The organism is Synechococcales cyanobacterium T60_A2020_003, from assembly GCA_015272205.1.
In the GTDB taxonomy this organism is placed as follows: Bacteria; Cyanobacteriota; Cyanobacteriia; order RECH01; family RECH01; genus JACYMB01.
The window spans coordinates 14,287-33,707 of the sequence record JACYMB010000168.1; the positions used below are offsets into that span (position 1 = coordinate 14,287).

The 19,421-nt window shown below is 51.0% G+C and carries 18 protein-coding genes; 15 read left to right on the plus strand and 3 right to left on the minus strand.

Annotated features, from left to right (window positions below; all coding sequences use genetic code 11):
• Window positions 1-303: 303 nt before the first annotated feature.
• From ndhC to IGR76_08875, 4 genes are all read left to right on the plus strand, one after another.
• Window positions 304-666 carry a photosynthetic/respiratory NAD(P)H-quinone oxidoreductase subunit C gene (gene ndhC / locus IGR76_08860; GenBank protein ID MBF2078617.1) on the plus strand — a complete coding sequence of 121 codons (363 nt, stop codon included), beginning with the start codon at window positions 304-306 and terminating at the stop codon, window positions 664-666.
• Window positions 663-1,391: a photosynthetic/respiratory NAD(P)H-quinone oxidoreductase subunit K gene (gene ndhK / locus IGR76_08865; protein MBF2078618.1), complete on the plus strand. Its 729-nt coding sequence runs from the start codon at window positions 663-665 to the stop codon at window positions 1,389-1,391. The genes ndhC and ndhK overlap by 4 nt, the downstream gene beginning before the upstream one ends.
• Window positions 1,391-1,930, plus strand: a complete 540-nt coding sequence (locus tag IGR76_08870; protein MBF2078619.1) for an NAD(P)H-quinone oxidoreductase subunit J — start codon at window positions 1,391-1,393, stop codon at window positions 1,928-1,930. The genes ndhK and IGR76_08870 overlap by 1 nt, the downstream gene beginning before the upstream one ends.
• Before the next feature lie 943 nt (window positions 1,931-2,873).
• Window positions 2,874-3,233 (plus strand): hypothetical protein, encoded by a 360-nt coding sequence (locus tag IGR76_08875; GenBank protein ID MBF2078620.1) that lies wholly within the window; start codon window positions 2,874-2,876, stop codon window positions 3,231-3,233.
• A gap of 32 nt (window positions 3,234-3,265) precedes the next feature.
• Here the strand turns inward: IGR76_08875 and IGR76_08880 are convergent, their stop codons facing one another.
• The gene (locus IGR76_08880; GenBank protein ID MBF2078621.1) at window positions 3,266-4,462 is read right to left on the minus strand and encodes a class I SAM-dependent methyltransferase; all 1,197 of its coding nucleotides are present in this window, start codon (window positions 4,460-4,462) and stop codon (window positions 3,266-3,268) included.
• 11 nt (window positions 4,463-4,473) lie between these two features.
• Between IGR76_08880 and IGR76_08885 the strand changes: the two genes are divergently transcribed.
• The 5 genes from IGR76_08885 (at window position 4,474) to IGR76_08905 (ending at window position 10,241) form a co-directional block, all read left to right on the plus strand.
• On the plus strand, window positions 4,474-4,611 hold the full coding sequence (locus tag IGR76_08885) for a hypothetical protein (protein MBF2078622.1): 138 nt from the start codon (window positions 4,474-4,476) through the stop codon (window positions 4,609-4,611).
• A gap of 302 nt (window positions 4,612-4,913) precedes the next feature.
• Window positions 4,914-8,132, plus strand: coding sequence for a phycobilisome rod-core linker polypeptide (locus IGR76_08890; GenBank protein MBF2078623.1), 3,219 nt, complete (start codon window positions 4,914-4,916; stop codon window positions 8,130-8,132).
• A 623-nt stretch (window positions 8,133-8,755) separates the two neighbouring features.
• A complete protein-coding gene (gene apcA, locus IGR76_08895) occupies window positions 8,756-9,241 on the plus strand; it encodes an allophycocyanin subunit alpha (protein ID MBF2078624.1) in 486 nt (161 codons plus the stop codon).
• 69 nt (window positions 9,242-9,310) lie between these two features.
• A complete protein-coding gene (apcB, locus tag IGR76_08900; GenBank protein MBF2078625.1) occupies window positions 9,311-9,796 on the plus strand; it encodes an allophycocyanin subunit beta in 486 nt (161 codons plus the stop codon).
• 241 nt (window positions 9,797-10,037) lie between these two features.
• Window positions 10,038-10,241 carry a phycobilisome linker polypeptide gene (locus IGR76_08905; protein ID MBF2078626.1) on the plus strand — a complete coding sequence of 68 codons (204 nt, stop codon included), beginning with the start codon at window positions 10,038-10,040 and terminating at the stop codon, window positions 10,239-10,241.
• 34 nt (window positions 10,242-10,275) lie between these two features.
• Here the strand turns inward: IGR76_08905 and IGR76_08910 are convergent, their stop codons facing one another.
• Window positions 10,276-11,739: a cobyrinate a,c-diamide synthase gene (locus IGR76_08910; GenBank protein MBF2078627.1), complete on the minus strand. Its 1,464-nt coding sequence runs from the start codon at window positions 11,737-11,739 to the stop codon at window positions 10,276-10,278.
• 65 nt (window positions 11,740-11,804) lie between these two features.
• Window positions 11,805-12,692 (minus strand): hypothetical protein, encoded by an 888-nt coding sequence (locus IGR76_08915; GenBank protein MBF2078628.1) that lies wholly within the window; start codon window positions 12,690-12,692, stop codon window positions 11,805-11,807.
• Window positions 12,693-12,854: 162 nt separating this feature from the next.
• Between IGR76_08915 and IGR76_08920 the strand changes: the two genes are divergently transcribed.
• The 6 genes from IGR76_08920 to IGR76_08945 all read left to right on the plus strand — a co-directional run bounded on the left by IGR76_08920 (window position 12,855) and on the right by IGR76_08945 (window position 19,276).
• The gene (locus IGR76_08920) at window positions 12,855-13,757 is read left to right on the plus strand and encodes a 3'(2'),5'-bisphosphate nucleotidase CysQ (GenBank protein MBF2078629.1); all 903 of its coding nucleotides are present in this window, start codon (window positions 12,855-12,857) and stop codon (window positions 13,755-13,757) included.
• Between the two features lie 437 nt (window positions 13,758-14,194).
• A complete protein-coding gene (locus IGR76_08925) occupies window positions 14,195-15,079 on the plus strand; it encodes a metallophosphoesterase (GenBank protein MBF2078630.1) in 885 nt (294 codons plus the stop codon).
• Window positions 15,080-15,116: 37 nt separating this feature from the next.
• Window positions 15,117-15,671: a GNAT family N-acetyltransferase gene (locus IGR76_08930; GenBank protein ID MBF2078631.1), complete on the plus strand. Its 555-nt coding sequence runs from the start codon at window positions 15,117-15,119 to the stop codon at window positions 15,669-15,671.
• Window positions 15,672-15,971: 300 nt separating this feature from the next.
• Window positions 15,972-17,930, plus strand: a complete 1,959-nt coding sequence (locus IGR76_08935) for a choice-of-anchor I family protein (protein ID MBF2078632.1) — start codon at window positions 15,972-15,974, stop codon at window positions 17,928-17,930.
• Between the two features lie 528 nt (window positions 17,931-18,458).
• Window positions 18,459-18,911 (plus strand): tetratricopeptide repeat protein, encoded by a 453-nt coding sequence (locus IGR76_08940; GenBank protein MBF2078633.1) that lies wholly within the window; start codon window positions 18,459-18,461, stop codon window positions 18,909-18,911.
• Window positions 18,893-19,276 (plus strand): tetratricopeptide repeat protein, encoded by a 384-nt coding sequence (locus IGR76_08945; protein MBF2078634.1) that lies wholly within the window; start codon window positions 18,893-18,895, stop codon window positions 19,274-19,276. The genes IGR76_08940 and IGR76_08945 overlap by 19 nt, the downstream gene beginning before the upstream one ends.
• Window positions 19,277-19,421 lie beyond the last annotated feature (145 nt).

The window sequence follows — 19,421 nt, forward strand, 5'->3', positions numbered from 1 at the left end:
GCCATAACCCCGATCTGAGGGAGGATGTCGAGGGTTAGGGGATGAACAGCGTTTGTTCATCCATTGGCCTACTGGGCAGAAGTGGATTGTGGGGGAGGAGGACTAAGCCCTCTTGAAATACACCATTGGGCGATCGCCCCAGAAGAGTCATCCAGATCAGATCCAAGTCCAATGATCTAAAAGGAAATTCACAGTTATCACTGACATAACAGCTTTCTATCGCCTGATCCCGCGGGTGAGATTTCCTACAATGTAAAAACAAAGTAACATTAGGATGGAAATTCAATAGCGGTCAGTCTAACTGTGTTTGTTCTTAACGGTTACGAGTATTTCCTTGGTTTTCTCATTATTTGCGGGTTGGTTCCAGTCCTAGCCCTCTCAGCATCATGGGTTGTACGACCCAAGCGAATCGGAGCAGAGCGGCGTACCACCTATGAGTCAGGTATGGAACCTGTCGGTGGTGCTTGGATCCAATTCAATATTCGCTATTACATGTTTGCCTTGGTATTCGTCATTTTTGACGTTGAGACGTTATTTCTGTATCCCTGGGCTGTTGCATTTAATCAGCTTGGGATTCTAGCGTTTATCGAGGCACTTGTATTCATTGCCATCCTTGTAGTTGGCTTGGTCTACGCTTGGAGGAAAGGAGCACTGGAGTGGTCATGAACCCAAATTCATCCATTATCGACCCCAAGGTTGAAACGCTGCTAAATCCTGTAGGGGCACCGCAGGTTACCCAGGACTTGTCAGAAAACGTAATTCTGACGACCGTTGAGGACTTACACAACTGGGCACGCCTTTCCAGCTTGTGGCCGCTGCTGTACGGTACAGCCTGCTGCTTTATCGAATTTGCAGCCCTCATTGGATCGCGATTTGACTTCGATCGTTTTGGCTTGGTTCCCCGATCTAGCCCGCGCCAAGCGGATTTGATTATTACGGCGGGCACGATCACCATGAAAATGGCTCCTGCCTTGGTGCGTCTGTATGAGCAAATGCCTGATCCTAAGTATGTAATCGCGATGGGAGCATGCACCATTACTGGCGGCATGTTCAGCACCGATTCTCCCAGTGCAGTGCGCGGCGTGGATAAGCTCATTCCGGTTGATGTTTACATTCCCGGTTGTCCGCCTCGCCCGGAAGCGATCATCGACGCAATTATCAAGCTTCGGAAAAAGATTTCGAGCGAAGCTTTAGCTGACCGAGATGTGATGGATCAAACCCATCGCTACTACACCGTTGAGCACAAGATGAAGGCTGTTGAGCCTATTTTGACGGGTCAGTATCTCCGGTCCAGTACCCGCCAAGCTCCTCCCCGTGAGCTGATGCAGGCGATGGGCATGCCTGTTCCCCCTGCCCTGGAACAAGAAGTGGAGAAGGAGAAGAATCAGTAATGGCGGAAGAGAATACCAAACCATCTGAAGCATTAGCGCCTGAAGGATCGGGCACAATTGTTGAGGCGAGTCCGGTCTCGAAGTGGCTGACGGAAAACGGCTTTGATCATGAGATTATGGAACCCGATCATATTGGCGTTCCGGTGATCAAGGTTGATCCCCAGTTTTTGCTGCCGATTTGTACCGCTTTGTACGCTTACGGGTTTAACTACCTCCAGTGTCAAGGTGGCTATGATGTTGGCCCTGGTGAACCGCTCGTTAGCTTTTATCACTTGATTAAGGTTTCGGATAACGCTACGACTCCAGAGGAAGTGCGGGTCAAGGTGTTTGTTCCTCGCGATAATCCAGTGGTGCCTTCGGTGTACTGGATTTGGAAAGCAGCTGATTGGCAGGAGCGGGAAGCCTACGACATGTACGGCATCGTATATGAGGGGCATCCCAACCTGAAGCGAATTTTGATGCCGGAAGATTGGATTGGCTGGCCGTTACGGAAGGACTACATTTCTCCCGATTTCTACGAGCTTCAAGACGCTTACTAAAGCAAGTAGAGTGTTACGAACCGCGATCGCCCATTGTGCGATCGCGGTTCTGTTTTTCATGGTCAAAAAATTTGGACGATTTGAGCGATCCCTATCCTATTTTTTTATTTTCTTTAAGCGATTCAGGTTTAAGCCTCACGGTGCGGAATAGAGGACTGAAACCATTAACGCTTGTGGCTTCAAGCGGCAGGAACTTTGAAACTGCCGCTTTTTATCTTGGTATCCATTAGGGTTACGGTCAGCATTCCCTCTCAATAAGGACTCTCAGGCAACGGACACCCCAAATTGTGCCATTTCCCAAAGTTTAACGATCAGGTCTTCTAACGGAGTGCTGAGGGAAAATGCAAAAGTACCCTCAACGGTTTCCGGATCACTACAAACCTACACACCGTTAACGCTCACTTCTACATGCCTGGAAGACTCCCTTCATTTGCTCAAGGAATGCAAGAGCAACGCATAATCCCATCGCTACTCTTAGATTTTTGCGAAACAGAAACACTGCCTTGCGGTGACATGGCAAGGTCAGATCGGCACGGGGAATTTTTTCGAGATGAAAATCGCCCTTTCTGCTTAAAACTGTTGGCCTAGAGCCAGGAAATACTGCATTGCGGTGAGCATTGTTGTCCTCCAGTCATGGAATGTAGCCCGTAGCCCTCTAAACGAAGTGCCAGGACTGCAAAGAGTGATCCACTGGCGATCGCCCCCTTTCCGCAATCGAGCCTCAATCGTTCAACATTTTTTTCAAATCAGTCTCGCCCAAGGATGTACCCTTAGCCTCAAGTATTCAAACGCCTAGGGTTTATCTTCAACATCTTGCATCTTGATGTTTAGATACTACACTTGTATTACAAGGATTGTCCAGATTCATGGATCAGTCCCCCCACTCGAACCCTGGGGACGAGTGACGTTATTTGCAAGTTAGACCCTTTGCTGGAGGATGATTATGCCGACAATTAATCGAACAACCGCAACCACCGATATGGAAGTCACCTCGATTCGTTTAGAGCGAGAACTCAAGGAACGGTTGAAGGAGTTGGCCGATAAGCAAGGCTACCAAGCCCTGATTCGCGATATTCTCTGGGACTATGTCCAGCGCAAAGCAGGAGATACGTATCCCGCTCTCTCTATAGCCGATATTCGGGCTAGTGTAGCTGCTACGGCTGAACGAGAAGAAACCTGTGCTTTAACGGGCGATCGCATCTCGCCCCACGAACCGATGTTGCTTGCCCTCACCGTCACTGGTGATATGGTTCCCCTCAGTTCCAAGAGCTTACAGCCGCACAACGGCAAATCGCCTCATTAAATCCCTTGCTGCGGGAAACCACCGTTGCCCCATCAACCTGGCGTGAGCATGATGAGTTGGTTATTCAGGAGCGATCGCACGCCTTCCAGATCCATTGCCGTTTCTGCCATGAGCGTTTTGACAGTTTGCTGACGGTCTTGATTCGCATCGCACGCCTTCAGAAAGACTACCTCTGGTTCCGTCAGGTTGATGACTTGATAATCACAATTAAACAGACAGGGGCTTGGATAGCCCTCAATACACGGGTGCAACGATGGCATCGCAGCCAGTAGTGCTGCATCGGATGACCAATCGGTTCTGGGTAAGGGAAACCGTCCTAAAAAGAATTCGTAATGGGTGATCGCATCCGGGTTCAGCAACTCCAGCAGTCGATACCGCTGGCGATCGCTCAGGTGCGCCACCCGCTCCATCAATTCCGGTGATTCTCCAATCAGGGCGTCCAGCGACCAGGTGCGCGGATTCGAGAACCCCAAAAACTCCAGGCCGGACGCATCAATCAACTCAAACAGCGAATCAATTGAGTAATCAATTTCCTGGGGATGAACGTACATATCTGCAAAGCACTCATCCCGCTGATTTTCCAGCGACCAGCGTTCCTGTTCGCGTCGTACGAGGCGATTCGTATCCGGCAAGGTCGCAAACAGTTTTCGTCCAATGGCCACGCCATCGGTATAGTCTCCTCGTTTCTCACCCTGGAGCAGGGCGATCGCCTCCTGCATCAGCTTAATTTCCCAGCGACCTAGCTCCCCATAGACGAAGATGTGCATGATTCCGCCTGGTGCCAGCTTCCCAGCCAGGGATCGAATCCCTCGAATTGGATCCGGCAAGTGATGAAGCACGCCCACGCAGTTGATCAGGTCAAACTCCCCTGGCAAATTCTCCGCGTCATACAGGCTGAGATGGTGAAATTCCACCCGATCGGCACCCGATCGCTGACAGCGTTCCTTCGCCACCGCTAGCGCCCCAGAACTGAGATCAATCCCCGTTACCTGCGCCTTGGGATTCAGATGAACCAGGTACTCGGTTCCGACACCCGTTCCACACCCCGCATCTAGAATCCGAATATCATCTCTGGATGGTTTCTGTCCGGTGCAAAAGCTATAGGCCGCCTGCCAATTCCATCGCCAGTTATACCCAGGGGGCGGCTCATCTAGAAGCGGTTCAGGCGGAAAGGGATAGGTATCATACAGCTTTTCAACGGCGCGACTGACCGATTGGGCATCTAACATAGCGAAGATTTTTGCTCAGCATTTCTGAGTTTATCGAAAAGGCGATCGCTAAACGCAGTCTTCCCGACTCAAACCTCCAACATGCCACGGCTCAGCTAAACCCTCCACAGGATTACGCCATGACTCCACCTCTACACCTTGAACCATGATGAACAGGTAACAAAACTTATACTTTTTCTCAGGTAGATCACCGTTATCCCCTATGATCGCCTAGGAGACCAAGCATCTGAGGTTAGACACACTTTTTAACAATTCTGTGTGACTTACCCGAAACGTTCTAATCTAAAAATTGAGCTGATTGACCCTAGGTGGTCTTTGGTGGAGCTTTTTCATGAAGCTGTTCATGTGTTTCGGCACGTCTTAGATTAAGAGAGCAGTCAAAAGTGTTCACCAGGTAGCACTCTGGGCATGTTTTATGCAATCAAGATTGATAGGGAGCTTTTGAAATCCAATGAGTGTAAAGGCAAGTGGTGGAAGCTCTGTTGCACGTCCGCTGCTATACCAGACCCTACCCGTTTCAACTATTTCTCAGGCTGAACAGCAAGACCGATTCCTCGGTCTCGGCGAATTGTCGGAACTTTCGAGTTTCTTCGGTTCAGGGCTGAAGCGCCTAGAAATTTCAGAAATTCTTACAAGAAATTCCGAATTGATTGTTTCGCGGGCTGCGAACCGAATTTTTGTTGGGGGATCGCCCATCGCGTTTCTAGAAAAGCCTAAAGATGACGAGCCTGTGCTCATGACGGTGGGTGGTGTTGAAATGAACACCACAGAAGCCATGAAGCTAGGAACAACAACCTACGTAGAAAGCAAGAGTAGCGGTGGTGGCATCTTTGATGGCTTGCGATCGCTCTTTACAGTAACGGGCGGTGGCCCCATCCCCCCTGGTTTTCGCCCCATTAACGTCAGCCGCTATGGCCCCCGCAACATGCAGAAATCCCTGCGTGACCTGAGCTGGTTCTTGCGCTATGTGACCTACGCGATCGTTGCTGGTGACCCCAACATCATCGCGGTCAACGTCCGTGGACTGCGAGAAATCATTGAAAACGCCTGCTCTGGAGAGGCAACCATTGTTGCGCTGCAAGAAATGCGGATAGCGGCACTGGGCTATTTCCGCCAAGATGCTGATGCCGCCGCGATTGTGGCTCAGTATTTTGACGTTCTACTCACCGAGTTCAAGGCTCCAACGCCCTCTGATAAGTTGCGTCAGCGTCCCAGTGCTGATCAGCAGGGTCTACAGCTTCCTCAAATCTATTTCAATGCAGCAGAGCGTCGGCCTAAGTTCGTGATGAAGCCTGGGCTGTCTGCCTCTGAAAAGAACGACGTAGTAAAAGCAGCCTATCGTCAAGTCTTCGAGCGAGACATCACTAGAGCCTATTCACTCGCCATCTCCGACCTTGAGTCGAAGGTAAAAAACAACGAAATCTCGATGAAGGAGTTCATCCGTCGGCTTGCCAAATCGCCGCTGTACCGGAAGAACTTCTACGAGCCTTACATTAACAGCCGTGCGCTTGAGCTGGCATTTCGTCACATTCTTGGTCGTGGTCCTAGCAGCCGCGAGGAAGTCCAGAAGTACTTCTCGATCGTGTCCTCTGGTGGTCTACCCGCGCTCGTGGATGCCCTTGTAGACTCCCAGGAATACGCAGATTACTTTGGTGAAGAAACCGTTCCGTATCTGCGCGGTCTGGGTCAGGAAGCTCAGGAGTGCCGGAACTGGGGACCTCAGCAAGACCTGTTTAAGTACAGCGCACCCTTCCGCAAAGTTCCTCAATTCATCACGACCTTTGCAGCCTACAACCAGCCGCTACCCGATCAACACCCCTACGGTGCTGGCAACGATCCCCTGGAAATCCAGTTTGGCGCGATTTTCCCAAAAGAAACCCGCAACCCGAATTCCAGCCCTGCCTTCTTTGGTAAGGACACCCGCCGGATCTTGATCAACCGTGGCCCTGGCATTAATAACCAGCTCAGCAATCCAGGTGCACGTGGCGTTAATCCGGGTTCTCTCGGTCCCAAGGTCTTCAAGCTGGAGCAAATTCCAACCAAGAAGAACCTCAGCATCAAGTACACCGAAAGCTCGACCCAAGCGGTGATTCGGGCGGCGTATTTGCAGGTCTTTGGTCGTGACCTATACGAAGGGCAACGGCTCAAGGTTGCGGAAATTAAGCTAGAAAACGGTGAAATCACCATTCGTGGATTTATCCGTCAACTCGCGAAGTCGGAAACCTTCCGCAAGATGTACTGGTCGTCTCTCTACATCATGAAGGCGGTTGAATATATTCACCGTCGCCTGTTAGGACGTCCCACCTACGGTCGTCAGGAAACCAACCGCTACTTTGACATCTGTGCGAAGCAGGGCTTCTATGCACTCGTTGATGCCATTATTGATAGCCCAGAGTACAGTGAAGCGTTTGGCGAGGATGTGGTTCCCTACGAGCGCTATGTCACTCCGGCTGGTTTAGCCCTGCGATCGCTCCGGGCTGGCAGCATTGGCTTTACGGGTGCCCTCGTGAAGCCGGAAGAACCCACGCCGAAGTTTATCGAACTGGGAACTCCGGCTGGTGGCGATCGCTCTCAGCCTGATGTTGATTTCCGTTTAGCTCAAGGGGTTAGCAAGCGTCGCGAACAGCGCAAGATCTTCAAGCTCACCAGTACCGTTGATAAAACTCAGGTGAATGGGGTGATTGGTGCAGCCTATCGCCAAATCTTTGAACGCAACATTGATCCGTACATCATTGAGAACGAGTTCTCGGTTCTGGAGAGCAAGTTAGGCAACGGCGAAATCACGGTTAAAGAATTCATCGAAGGGCTAGGCTGCTCGAAGCTCTATATCCGCGAGTTCTACACACCGTACCCGAACACCAAGGTGATTGAACTGGGAACCAAGCACTTCCTGGGTCGCGCACCGAAGGATCAGGCAGAGATTCGTAAGTACAACCAAATCCTGGCAGCCGAGGGTCTTCGCGGCTTCATCGGTGCGATGGTGAACAGCATGGAGTACCTACAAACCTTTGGTGAAGATGTGGTTCCCTACAACCGCTTCCCCACCTTGCCTGCGGCGAATTTCCCCAATACTGAGCGCCTCTACGGTCAACTCACGAAGCAAAACAGCGACTTGGTTGTTCCAAGCTTCACTCCTGTGGTTCCCCGCATGGGTGTTCCCGCAACCGTCTCGCTGACGAACGGTAACCCCCTCTACGTCGATCTCGGTCGTACCCCTGGAAATGATGCGATCGCACCCGTAGTGTCCCAACCTACCCGGATTCACCGCAGAACAGCCAATATGTCCGGTGCTGACGTTGAGGCTCTCATTCAAGCCGTTTATCGTCAGGTCATGGATGTGTACTCCGAGGAGATTCCGTCTGAACTGCGAGTGTTTGATCTAGATAACCAGTTCCGGGTTGGCACTTTGTCTGTCCGAAGCTTTGTGGAAGAGTTGATTAGCTCTGAGGTTTATCGTCGCCGCTTCTATGCAGCCTATCCTACGGAGAAAGTGGCAGAATTCCTGCTACGTCATCTCCTTGGCCGCGCTCCGATGAGTGCTGATGAGTTGACAGCACTGAGCCAAACCATCACTCAGCAGAGTGTTGCGGCGGCGGCTAACTCGATCGTGAATGGAACAGAGTACGCCACCTATTTTGGTCTGGATACGGTTCCGTACAAGCGGTTCTAACCTATGATTCCAACATGCGGTATCCCCAGCGGTGCCGCATGCTTGCTTATCCAGTTAGGTATAAACCCCTTGCCATATCGTTTTCTGGTTGCATAAATGTGCGATCGCTGTCACCCATGTCGGCAATGTTTCCCCTGTGGACAGTGCCTTAGGGTTTGGCTTGCTGTACAGACTGAAATCGATTTTCACGGTGTCAGTCAGTACGTGAGAAACTCGATTACATGGCGTTACAAGCGCGTCAATTAGCAGTAATGTGATCGTCCTGATTCAATGATGAATTGAAGGGGCGATCGCTTTTTGTGAGAACTAAAAGCTTGACAAATCGCGGATTTCGTACATCTTTGCAAAAGATGAGGGGATTATTACGAAATATTGCAACCAGGCGAAGTGGGTGAACTAAATGCCGCAAAATATTTCCGGAAGGTAGCTGAGATTAGGTGCTTGTATCTGTGCTGACATCGATCTGGTGATAGAGGCAGACAGGCTCAAATCAGAAACAGTTCTTCAATAAAATTTAGCCAAGCTACACCACCGTCTTACATGGGGTTGATGGCTCAGGTGTTCCATCGCGATCGCCTGTTTTTGCATATTTGGTTACATCTTTTTTCTGGAGGAATCCATCCATGAGCATTGTCACCAAGGCAATCGTTAATGCCGATGCTGAGGCTCGTTATCTCAGCCCCGGTGAACTCGATCGAATCAAAGCGTTTGTTACCTCTGGCGAAAGCCGTCTGCGGATTGCTCAGGTTCTGACCGAGTCCCGTGAGCGCATCATCAAGCAAGCAGGTGATGCACTGTTCCAAAAGCGTCCTGATGTTGTTTCTCCTGGTGGAAACGCATACGGCGAAGAAATGACTGCAACTTGTCTGCGCGACATGGACTACTACCTCCGTCTGATCACCTACGGTGTAGTTGCTGGTGACGTTACCCCTATTGAGGAAATCGGTATCGTTGGCGTTCGCGAAATGTACAAGTCCCTGGGAACTCCCATCGACGCAGTTGCTGAGAGCGTTCGCGCAATGAAGAGCGTTGCAACCTCTTTGATGTCTGCTGATGACGCTGCTGAAGCAGGTGCTTATTTCGACTACGTCATCGGTGCAATGAGCTAGGTTTTAGCCTTGCTTCTTGGACGGTTACTACTCAAAATTGACGACCTCATTTTTTAAGGAAACGAGATCATGCAAGACGCAATTACTTCTGTTATCAACTCTTCCGACGTTCAGGGTAAGTACCTTGACGGCGCTGCGATGGATAAGCTGAAGAGCTACTTCTCCACGGGTGCATTGCGCGTTCGTGCGGCAACCGCTATCAGCGCTAATGCAGCAGCTATCGTTAAGGAAGCAGTTGCTAAGTCCCTGCTATACTCCGACGTTACCCGTCCCGGTGGAAACATGTACACCACCCGTCGCTATGCTGCTTGCATCCGCGACCTCGACTACTACCTCCGCTATGCAACCTATGCAATGCTAGCTGGCGATCCGTCCATCCTGGATGAGCGCGTTCTCAACGGTTTGAAGGAAACCTACAACTCCTTGGGTGTACCCATCGGTTCTACCGTTCAAGCAATCCAAGCGATGAAGGAAGTAACCGCTAGCCTGGTAGGCGCTGACGCTGGTAAAGAAATGGGCGTTTACTTCGACTACATCTCCTCTGGCTTGAGCTAGGGCAGATTCACGAGTTGAATAGTTTTGGATTCTACGGTTTTAGTTAGGATTCATCGCTAGTAACTCAATCACCTCTAGGGCTGGGAAATTTTGGAGACGTTTTAGGGGGCAAATGGCTTCAATGCTATTGGTCTTTAAGCAATCCCCGAATTCCCAGTCCTACGGGTCTAGATCTACGGAACATAGTCCGTAATTCGATACAAATTTGCTTTAGTTGACACATTGAAGGAGAGCGAGATCCATGCGAATGTTTAAGGTTACGGCTTGCGTCCCTAGCCAGACTCGGATTCGTACTCAGCGTGAGTTGCAGAATACCTACTTTACGAAGCTGGTTCCCTATGACAATTGGTTCCGTGAGCAGCAGCGCATCATGAAGATGGGCGGCAGGATTGTGAAGGTTGAGCTAGCCACTGGCAAGCCCGGAACAAACACAGGTCTGGCGTAACGACGAGACGCTAGGTCTTATTAAAGACAAGTTTTTAATCAAAAAGCATACATAACCCTGTAGTGATACAGGTTTTTATGGGATAGCTGTTCTGTAGCGTTGATGAGAGGCTTTTTAGTCTCTTTTTTTTTATCGGAATTGCCATACATCGCCTCAAAAATCGAACCGCCAACTCCGGTCTAGCTCCCCAATGCAGATGCACATAGGAGGCATGAAGGGAGCGATCGCCCCATCCTTCGGGCACATCGACATGATCCTGGGTGTAGCCGTTGAGATGATACAGCGGTTCTGATGGAACATCAGTGAGGCGCGATCGATGAAATTCGTGTCCCCGGACAGTCTCTTGGGGAATCACCAGGCAAGTCTCCCGTTGAGCTGTTGCCTCTCGATATCCCAGGGTTAGGCGATCGCCCATCACTACCGACGTTGACAACACGCCTGCCATTGACCAAGTATTGCGGTCAAAATCTTGGATACGTTGGCAGAGATACATCAACCCTCCACACTCCGCATAGGTGGGGATACCTCTCTGAATTGCCGATCGGACAGCCTGGAGAGCGTTTTTATTGTTTGAGAGTTCCGCCGCGAAGATTTCTGGGAAGCCCCCACCAAAGTAGAGTCCGTGGATCTCGTCCGGGAAGGTTGAATCGCGCAGGGGACTCCAGGGAACAAGATCCGCTCCTAGCGCGTTGAGCAAGTCCAGGTTGTCCGCATAGTAGAAGTTAAAAGCATCATCCTGGGCGATCGCCACCCTAGGCCGACCAGACACCGGTTCCACCGATCCAAACAAGGATGGAATCGAAGACACCTCGGAACACCTCAGCAGCGGTTCCAGCACTGTCCAGTCGAAACAGGTTGCGCCCAAGGTCGCCAACCGCGAAAAAATTTGCTGCGATTCCGGCAATTCTCCCACCGGAACTAACCCTAAATGGCGATCGCGAATCTGAATCTCATCCTGGCGGCGCAATACTCCCAAGATTGGGATATTTAAAGGAGCGATCGCTTCTTTGAGTAAGGCGAGATGGCGATCGCTCCCGACTCGATTCAGCACTACCCCGGCGATCGTTAGGCGGGGATCAAAGGATCGATAGCCGTGGATAATGGCAGCAACCGATCGGGACAGACGGCTACAGTCCAAAACCAGCGCAACCGGAAGATTCAGCAATCGCGCAATGTGGGCTGTGCTTGCCGTTTCACTTGCCCCGGCTCCATCAAATAAACCCATCACCCCTTCGACGATCGCATAGGCAGCCGTACTCGCATGATGGGCAAAGCAAGTGCGGACGTAATCCTCGGAGGTCAAGACCGGATCGAGATTACGGCAGGGAAGTCCGGTGATGCGCTGATGAAACATCGGATCAATGTAATCCGGCCCCACTTTAAAGGATTGAACTCTCTGCGAGGAGGGCGATCGCCGCTGAGCCAATGCCGCCAACAACGCCAACGTTACCGTTGTTTTACCCGATCCACTGCGATCGCCCGCAATCACTAATGCCACGGCCTAACATTTCCCACTCAGCTTTCGGATCATAAGCGACTGTCGGCTTTTCGGCATACCCAGCATTAACGGGCAAAGGTGCGCCGCCAACGATTCACTTGTAGTTCTCCCAAATGCGCCAGGGTTTGCGATTGACTGAGCTGTTCCTGCAAGGCTACAACCTCTTGTTGAAGGCGATCATGGGCAGTTTGGAGGGTTTGGGTATTTAAACGCTGCATCGATAATTCATGCTGAGCATCGTGTAATTGCTGTTGCAGTGCTGATTTTTCCGATTGCCAGGAATCCTGCATGTCCGTCAAATTAGCAATTTTTTGGTGAAGATGATTCAGCGCTTCGGTGTACTCTGTGTCTTTTTGCTGGAGCTGGGCTTGGAGTTGGGCGATCGCCTTTCCGTTCTCCTCAGCTTGAGTATCCAATTTCATCGTTAGGGTCGCCACTGACGTTTCTAGTTTCGCAGCTTCTTTTTGGAGTTTGGTGTGGGCTTTCTTCAGCACTGCATACTCCTCCACTTGAGCTTCCAGCGCTTGAATTTGGGTTTTGTGGGCGATCGCCTCTTGCTCCAAAGTCTGGCACTGCTGATCCGAGGTCGTTTTCGCATCTTGAGCCGTCTTCAGATCTGCCTGTAGAGCTGCGATCTGGTGCTTCAAGTCCTCAAGTTGAGCCTGTAGCGCTTTATTCTCCTCCTGTTGAACGGCAATTTGCCGATCGCGTTCGTGGATCAATGCCTGGAAATCGGGTGAAGCAGATGGAGCAGGCGCTGCCACCGATGCTTGAGGGGGGGCGATCGCTGCTTCTGCTGGGGGTGTTTCTCGTTTTTCTGGAGCGCTTTCGGGCGTTGAAGTCGGAGACGACGATACCGACGCTGAACCCCGTTTAGCCGTCGATGACGACTGGGTTGCCACACGGTTTTGAGCCGTCGAACCTGCCGATTTAGGTTGTCTTCGTTTTGCCATAACCATCCTCCTTGAAGCATCTAAAATTTAATTCGTTCAGCATACAGTAGGGCTGGAAGTCCTCGGTAAAACTTGACATTTTCTACAATCTTGCGTTGCATATAATGGCTGAGGGTTACGAAATCTCACAAAACGTTAACTAACGATCACCCAGTAGGAGGGATGCGCGTGCAGGTATTAGAGACAGTGGCCGGACGGTCGGTTGAAGATGTATTGGCAATTACCCGATCGATTGGCTGGGGGGCTGCCGACATTTTGCGCGCCTTCTACCGTGGAGAAGCGCCCGATGGTGCAGAACTGGATGTTCACGAAAAGAAAGATGGCCCGATTACCGCTGCGGACTTAGCGGCCAACCATTACATTCTGGATCACCTCACAGACGCCTTAGGTCACGACAGCTTTGGCTATCTCAGCGAAGAAACTTACAAAGCCAAAGGAAAGCAAGAACCGTTTCCCGATCCGTGGCTGTGGATCATTGATCCCCTAGACGGAACTCGTGACTTTATTGATAAGACTGGAGAGTACGCACTGCATATTGCGCTGACCCATCTCGGTCGTCCGGTTCTAACCGTGGTTGTTTGTCCCGAACTGGAAAAACTCTACTTTGCGTCCCTGGGCAACGGTGCGTTTGTAGAAACTCCAGACGGCACTGTAAAGCAATTAACTGTTTCCGATCGCTCAAATCCTGAAGATCTCGTGGTCGTGGTCAGCCGCACCCACCGAGACGAGCGGTTTAACAATTTGCTTAAGCAGTTGCCCTGCCCGAAACAGCTTGCGGTGGGTAGTGTGGGTGGCAAGGTTGCGGCGTTGGTGGATCAGCGGGCGGATATCTACATTTCCCTATCGGGGAAGTCGGCTCCTAAGGATTGGGATATGGCGGCTCCTGAGCTGATTCTGACGGAAGCAGGCGGGAAATTCACCTACCTAGATGGTTCACCGTTGCAGTACAACCGGGGAGATGTGAATCAGTGGGGATGCCTGATTGCCAGCAATGGGCATTATCACGAGTCACTGCTTAAAGAGGCCGCCGAGATTTTAGAAAAAATTGACGCAGGCGTGAAGTAGAGACGGATTGAGCCGATAGATCTTCCTTAAAGATCAGGGTTTCGTTGCAAAACCCGCTTCTAGCGTATACCTCTGTTTCTCCAATAGGTACGGGCGGGTTTAGCCGATCGCTTTTGCTTACTATCAGGGTTTCGTTGCAAAACCCGCCCCTGGCGGTATACATCTATTCCCCATAGATACGGGCGGATTTAGCCGATAATTCTTGCCAAATCTTATGATTTCACCATAAAATCCGCCCCTACATACCTAACATTGAATTCATCCAGGTGAATGCTCCTTACAAAATCTGAACAATTTTCTCCGAAGATAGAAGAAATTTCGCGTAGATATTGCTAGAACCCTTGTCAACCTTCAAGGCTTAACCCAAATTTTACCCCGTCTTGGAGTTCAGCTTTGATAAGCTGAGGATGCCGCGCAAGGAATACGACCTCCGAACGATGCATAAGCTTCTCTCTGGTGCGTTGAGTGTTGAACGGTTAACGATTGAGATTGCCGATTTGCCTGAGCAGTTGCAAGGCGTTACCATTGTCCAGCTTTCTGACCTCCATTACGACGGTTTGCGCTTATCGGATTCGTTGCTAGAAGAGGCGATCGCCCATAGCAATGATATTGATCCGGATATCGTTGTTCTCACCGGAGATCACGTCACGGATGATCCGACGCCAATTAATGCCCTTGTCGAACGACTTCAACAACTACGGAGCAAGGCGGGCGTTTATGCCATTCTGGGAAATCACGATATTGTGCCCAGTTTCGCCAAAGCTCAAATCACCGAAGCGTTTGAAGCAGGTGGGATTTCGGTTTTATGGAATGCGATCGCCTATCCCTTCGAAAACGATCTACCCCTAGTGGGACTAGCCGATTATTGGTCACGGGAATTCAATCCCAGCGCCACCCTCGATCAGCTAGATCCCGCAACACCACGGATCGTTCTCTCCCATAATCCCGATAGTGCCGTCCCCCTGATGCAGTGGCGCGTGGATTTGCAACTGTCCGGGCACACCCACGGCGGCCAAATCGTTTTACCGGGTCTAGGGCCTGTCCCCAGTTGGTATCAACAGGTGCGTCGTCATGTTCCTAAGTCATTGCGTCCTTGGATTCCCTACATGCGGGAGGATTGCCATAAGGTGGTGAAGCACTGGGAGTGGGCACAAGGACTCCACACCGTTGGAAAAAACCAGCTTTACGTGAACCGTGGATTAGGCACATTCCCGCCCGGACGGTTGCTTTGCCCGCCTGAATTGACAGTGATTACCTTAGTTCCTCAAAAGATCCCAACTCCTGCAACCGTTGCACCCAAGCAAGCCGTTAGTCCGGTTTAGAAAATGCATCGTGTCCATCCTCTCCTAATCGTGGGGAATGAAGATTCAAGACTTGCAATCCGATCAGTCTGACCGTATTCAGCAAGCCGCTGTACTACTGCTCGATGGGTTTCAGGACTGGCCGAGCGGATGGAAAACCCTAGAGTCAGCGCTAAAAGAAGTTCATGAGTCGCTAGCCGACGCTCGCCTTAGTCGTGTTGCGCTGGATGCAGCCGGACAGGTGATCGGCTGGATTGGCGCGATTCAAATTAATCCCTATCTCTGGGAACTTCATCCGCTGGTCGTCAAGGAGAGGTATCGAGGGCAAGGGATTGGGCGATCGCTCGTCCAAGATTTAGAACAACAGGTGGCATTGCGCGGAGGCGTCACCCTCTGGCTAGGCACCGATGACGATCATGATTGCACATCCCTCTTCGGAACCGATGTGTATCCCAACGTCTTGGAACGCTTGATGCACCTTACCGCCCATCGTGAGCATCCCTGTGCGTTCTATCGAAAAATGGGGTTCAGCGTCGTGGGCGTGTTGCCCGATGCCAACGGCTGGGGACGCCCCGATATTTTGATGGCCAAACGGATGACGCCCAAGGCTTAATATTCGCTTTACCTGAGCTTCACCTCCGTATGACATAGTGTCTATGCGTTGGCGATCGCCTCTCAACTCCGTATTTCTGCGGCTACTGGCGATCGCCCATAGACTCCGCTCTCCCCGTTGGCTAGCCCTACGTTTATTGTCCTTGAATACACTCAGTTAGAGGCTACGCTGCATCGTCAGCACGCAGCAATCAAAGCTGGCATCGTGAACCCACGGTTTCCGACTCCGCCTTTGGAACAGGCAGCCCCGGCAAGAGCGGTGTCCAACCTTTACTGTTGTTTTCGGTGCAATAAAGCAGATATGGCAAGCCTTAACCTGAAGTTCATTGGACGATATTCTACAGGCGTGTTCGATGAGGGAGCCGCACAGATTTCCACCTATGATCCAAACTCGAAGCGCCTCTTTGCTGTCAATGCGGACAGTCAGACCGTTGATGTTTTAGACCTCAGCAAACCCAATAAGCCCAAGCTGGTGTTCACCATTGATGCGTCTAGTTTCGGAGGCGGCTCCGCAAACAGCGTGGCGGTGAAAGACGGCATTTTGGCGATCGCCATTGAAAATAGTGATACCCAAGCCGATGGCAGTGTTGTCTTCTACGACGTTCGCAAAGAGACACCAAAAGTCCTGAAAACAGTCACCGTAGGCGCACTGCCTGACATGCTGACCTTCACACCGGATGGCAGTAAGGTACTGGTCGCTAACGAAGGCGAACCCAGCAGTGACTACACCGTTGATCCAGAAGGCTCCGTCAGCATTATTGATCTCAGTAACGGAATCAAGCAGGCAACCGTTACCACCGCAGACTTCAGGGCATTCAACGACCAACGTGAGAGTCTTCTGAGTGCAGGCGTACGCATTTTTGGCCCTAATGCAACCGTTGCCCAGGATTTAGAACCAGAATACATTGCCGTTTCACCAGATTCCGCTACCGCATGGGTCACACTCCAAGAAGCCAATGCTCTCGCTGTCGTGGATATCGACGCTGGAACGGTTACCAAGATCGTCCCCTTGGGCTATAAGGATTACTCGGCTCCCGGTAACAAACTGGATGCCAGCAATAAAGATGGCAGAATCAATCTTCAGAACTGGCCTGTATTCGGCATGTACCAACCAGATGCGATCGCCTCCTACAAATCAGGCGGGAAAACCTACCTCGTCACCGCCAACGAAGGCGATACCCGTGACTATGACGGATTCAGCGAAGAAGAACGCATTGCCGACGTTATTCTTGACCCAACGGCGTTTCCCAAGGCCGCAGAATTGCAGGCTGAAGCCAATCTCGGTCGTCTTTTGATCACCAATACGCTTGGCGATACCGATGGAGATGGAGACTTCGACGAACTTTACTCCTTCGGTGGGCGATCGTTTTCGATTTGGAACGCGAAGGGCAACCTTGTGTTTGACAGTGGCGACGATTTTGAAAAGCGTCTCGCAAAACTATTGCCGAATGATTTCAACTCCAACAATGACGCCAACCAGTCCTTTGATAGCCGCAGCGATGACAAAGGCCCCGAACCCGAAGGCGTCGTGCTGGGTTCCATTAACGGACGCACCTTCGCCTTTATCGGTCTGGAACGAATCGGTGGCGTGATGGTATATGACATTACTAACCCAAAAGCCGCAACGTTTGTGGACGACGTGAATCCCCGTGACTTCAGCGTTGTCTTCAATGAGGATAGCGAGGGAAATCCGGATCCAACTGCAGAACAGCTCGCAGCCATCGGCGACCTAGGCCCAGAAGGGCTCACATTCATCGCAGCTCAAGACAGTCCTAGCGGCGTTCCCCTGCTCGTGACCGCCAATGAAGTCAGCGGTACCACCAGTGTTTTCGAGATTAACTACAAGCCCCAAGCCTTCGCTACCAACGGCGATGATCAAATCGAAGGAACCCCGAAGGGCGATCGCATTAAGGGCAAGGGCGGAGATGACACCCTGCTTGGCGTCGCTGGAGATGACAAACTCGTCGGCGATGAGGGCAATGACATCCTGATTGGCGGAAAGGGGGATGACGTAGCCAAGGGCAGCGATGGCAGGGATATTTTTGGCATTGGCGATGGTGATGGCGTTGACCTCATCCGAGACTTCCAGGACGGCAAAGATACCCTCGGACTTCTGAATGGTCTCTCCTTTGGCAGTCTGACCCTAGAAAACGATGGCAAGTTTGCCCTGATTAGCGCCGATGGTAAAGTACTCGCTGAGCTGAAAGGGGTAGACTCAAACGATTTAAGTCGTTCTGATTTTACGAAGCTGTCGATCTAATTGAGCCTGAAGCGTTGATCCGATGCGGTGGTGTGCCCTACACCACCGTTTTTTATGGTTTAGCGACTATGGAATTTCTTGTGCAACCCAGAAATACTTTTGTTTTTCTACTCCCCATCCCCATGCCAGGTACTATGGATTTTGATGTCTCAACGGAATTTATAAATCTTTAGTAAATCATCGTGGCAGGCGTTTACTCTTGACCAGTCGTTGGGAATATTGATTCAATAAGCAGTTTTCTGCTTCAGGGTGTTCATCCAAGTTAGACATATCTTAGACATATCACGGATTGATTGGGTCTGAGCCGTAGACCATAATGCTGAGCGATCGCAGTCTATTGAATCCGTACATGGCGCTGAAGTGTTTCGTAGGCTTCATAGGGCAGCCGCGCATTGCCAGATGAAGCTCTCTAATGGTGATCATTGTGATCGGGTTTGCAGTCTTGACATTGAACACTGCACCCTTGTTGGGCATCTCGCTCATTTGAATCTGGGGAACTAGTTCTTGAGTCAGCTTTCAGGCTCTACCATGACAAACGATTCCACCGATAAGGCTCTGTATGATCAGGGGCGCAAGCTCTATAAGCTCGGTCGCTATGAAGTGGCGATCGCCAAATTTGATAAGCATCTGGCACGCCATCCCGATGACGCCGAGGCGTGGGCCTATCGGGGACATGCTCTCTCGGCCTTAGAGATGCTGCCAGAATCCTTGGAAACCTTTGATCGCGCCATTCGGATTAAATCAAAGCTCGAAACGGCTTGGCATGGTAAAGGTGTGGTCTTAACCAAACTCGAACGCTACAAAGATGCAGTACAAGCCCTGGATCGGGCAACCACACTGGAACGCCAGGATTATCGTGCCTGGTACAACAAAGGTCACGCCTACGTAGGCATGGGACGCCACAAAGATGCGATCGCCTGCTTCGACAAAGCGGTAGAGATCAAACCCGAAAACTACCACGCTTGGTACAACAAGGGGTAGCCCTTTTAGCACTCCATCGCTATGAAGATGCCCTGACCAGCTTTGACATCAGCCTTTCGATCCAACCGAAGTGCTACTACGCTTGGAATTCTCGCGGCCTAGTGCTGGCAAAACTAGAACGGCATGAGGAGGCGATCGCCAGTTTCGATCGTTCGATTCGAGCCAAGTCCGACAATCCTCAAGCTTGGTATGGCAAAGCTCGCTCCTGCGCTGCGCTGGGCGATCTTTCCTCAACAGTTAATAACTTGTATCGAGCCATGATTCTCAGCCCGAACCTGTATAAAGTAATGGCAAAAACGGATTCTGAATTTGACACCATGCGCCATGATCAGAGGTTTCAGGCACTCATGAATACCAGTGGTTAATGTGCCCCAAAACGTCCAACCGCGTATTTTCTAAGCGTGATTAAGCTATAAAAAACTCCGGACAACCCGACCGGAGTACATCACATTTAGGGAGACTTCTGTAATGGAGTTTTGGGAGACTCTATTACCACATTGAGGCTGTAGA

Excerpts from the sequence above, each read along its gene's own strand:
- apcB (MBF2078625.1), top strand. The coding sequence starts at position 9,311 with ATGCAAGACGCAATTACTTCTGTTATCAACTCTTCCGACGTTCAGGGT.
- IGR76_08905 (MBF2078626.1), top strand. The coding sequence starts at position 10,038 with ATGCGAATGTTTAAGGTTACGGCTTGCGTCCCTAGCCAGACTCGGATT.
- ndhK (MBF2078618.1), top strand. The coding sequence starts at position 663 with ATGAACCCAAATTCATCCATTATCGACCCCAAGGTTGAAACGCTGCTA.
- IGR76_08935 (MBF2078632.1), top strand. The coding sequence starts at position 15,972 with ATGGCAAGCCTTAACCTGAAGTTCATTGGACGATATTCTACAGGCGTG.
- IGR76_08915 (MBF2078628.1), bottom strand. The coding sequence starts at position 12,692 with ATGGCAAAACGAAGACAACCTAAATCGGCAGGTTCGACGGCTCAAAAC.
- IGR76_08930 (MBF2078631.1), top strand. The coding sequence starts at position 15,117 with ATGAAGATTCAAGACTTGCAATCCGATCAGTCTGACCGTATTCAGCAA.
- IGR76_08920 (MBF2078629.1), top strand. The coding sequence starts at position 12,855 with ATGCGCGTGCAGGTATTAGAGACAGTGGCCGGACGGTCGGTTGAAGAT.
- IGR76_08880 (MBF2078621.1), bottom strand. The coding sequence starts at position 4,462 with ATGTTAGATGCCCAATCGGTCAGTCGCGCCGTTGAAAAGCTGTATGAT.
- IGR76_08875 (MBF2078620.1), top strand. The coding sequence starts at position 2,874 with ATGCCGACAATTAATCGAACAACCGCAACCACCGATATGGAAGTCACC.
- IGR76_08940 (MBF2078633.1), top strand. The coding sequence starts at position 18,459 with ATGACAAACGATTCCACCGATAAGGCTCTGTATGATCAGGGGCGCAAG.
- IGR76_08925 (MBF2078630.1), top strand. The coding sequence starts at position 14,195 with ATGCATAAGCTTCTCTCTGGTGCGTTGAGTGTTGAACGGTTAACGATT.
- IGR76_08870 (MBF2078619.1), top strand. The coding sequence starts at position 1,391 with ATGGCGGAAGAGAATACCAAACCATCTGAAGCATTAGCGCCTGAAGGA.
- IGR76_08890 (MBF2078623.1), top strand. The coding sequence starts at position 4,914 with ATGAGTGTAAAGGCAAGTGGTGGAAGCTCTGTTGCACGTCCGCTGCTA.
- apcA (MBF2078624.1), top strand. The coding sequence starts at position 8,756 with ATGAGCATTGTCACCAAGGCAATCGTTAATGCCGATGCTGAGGCTCGT.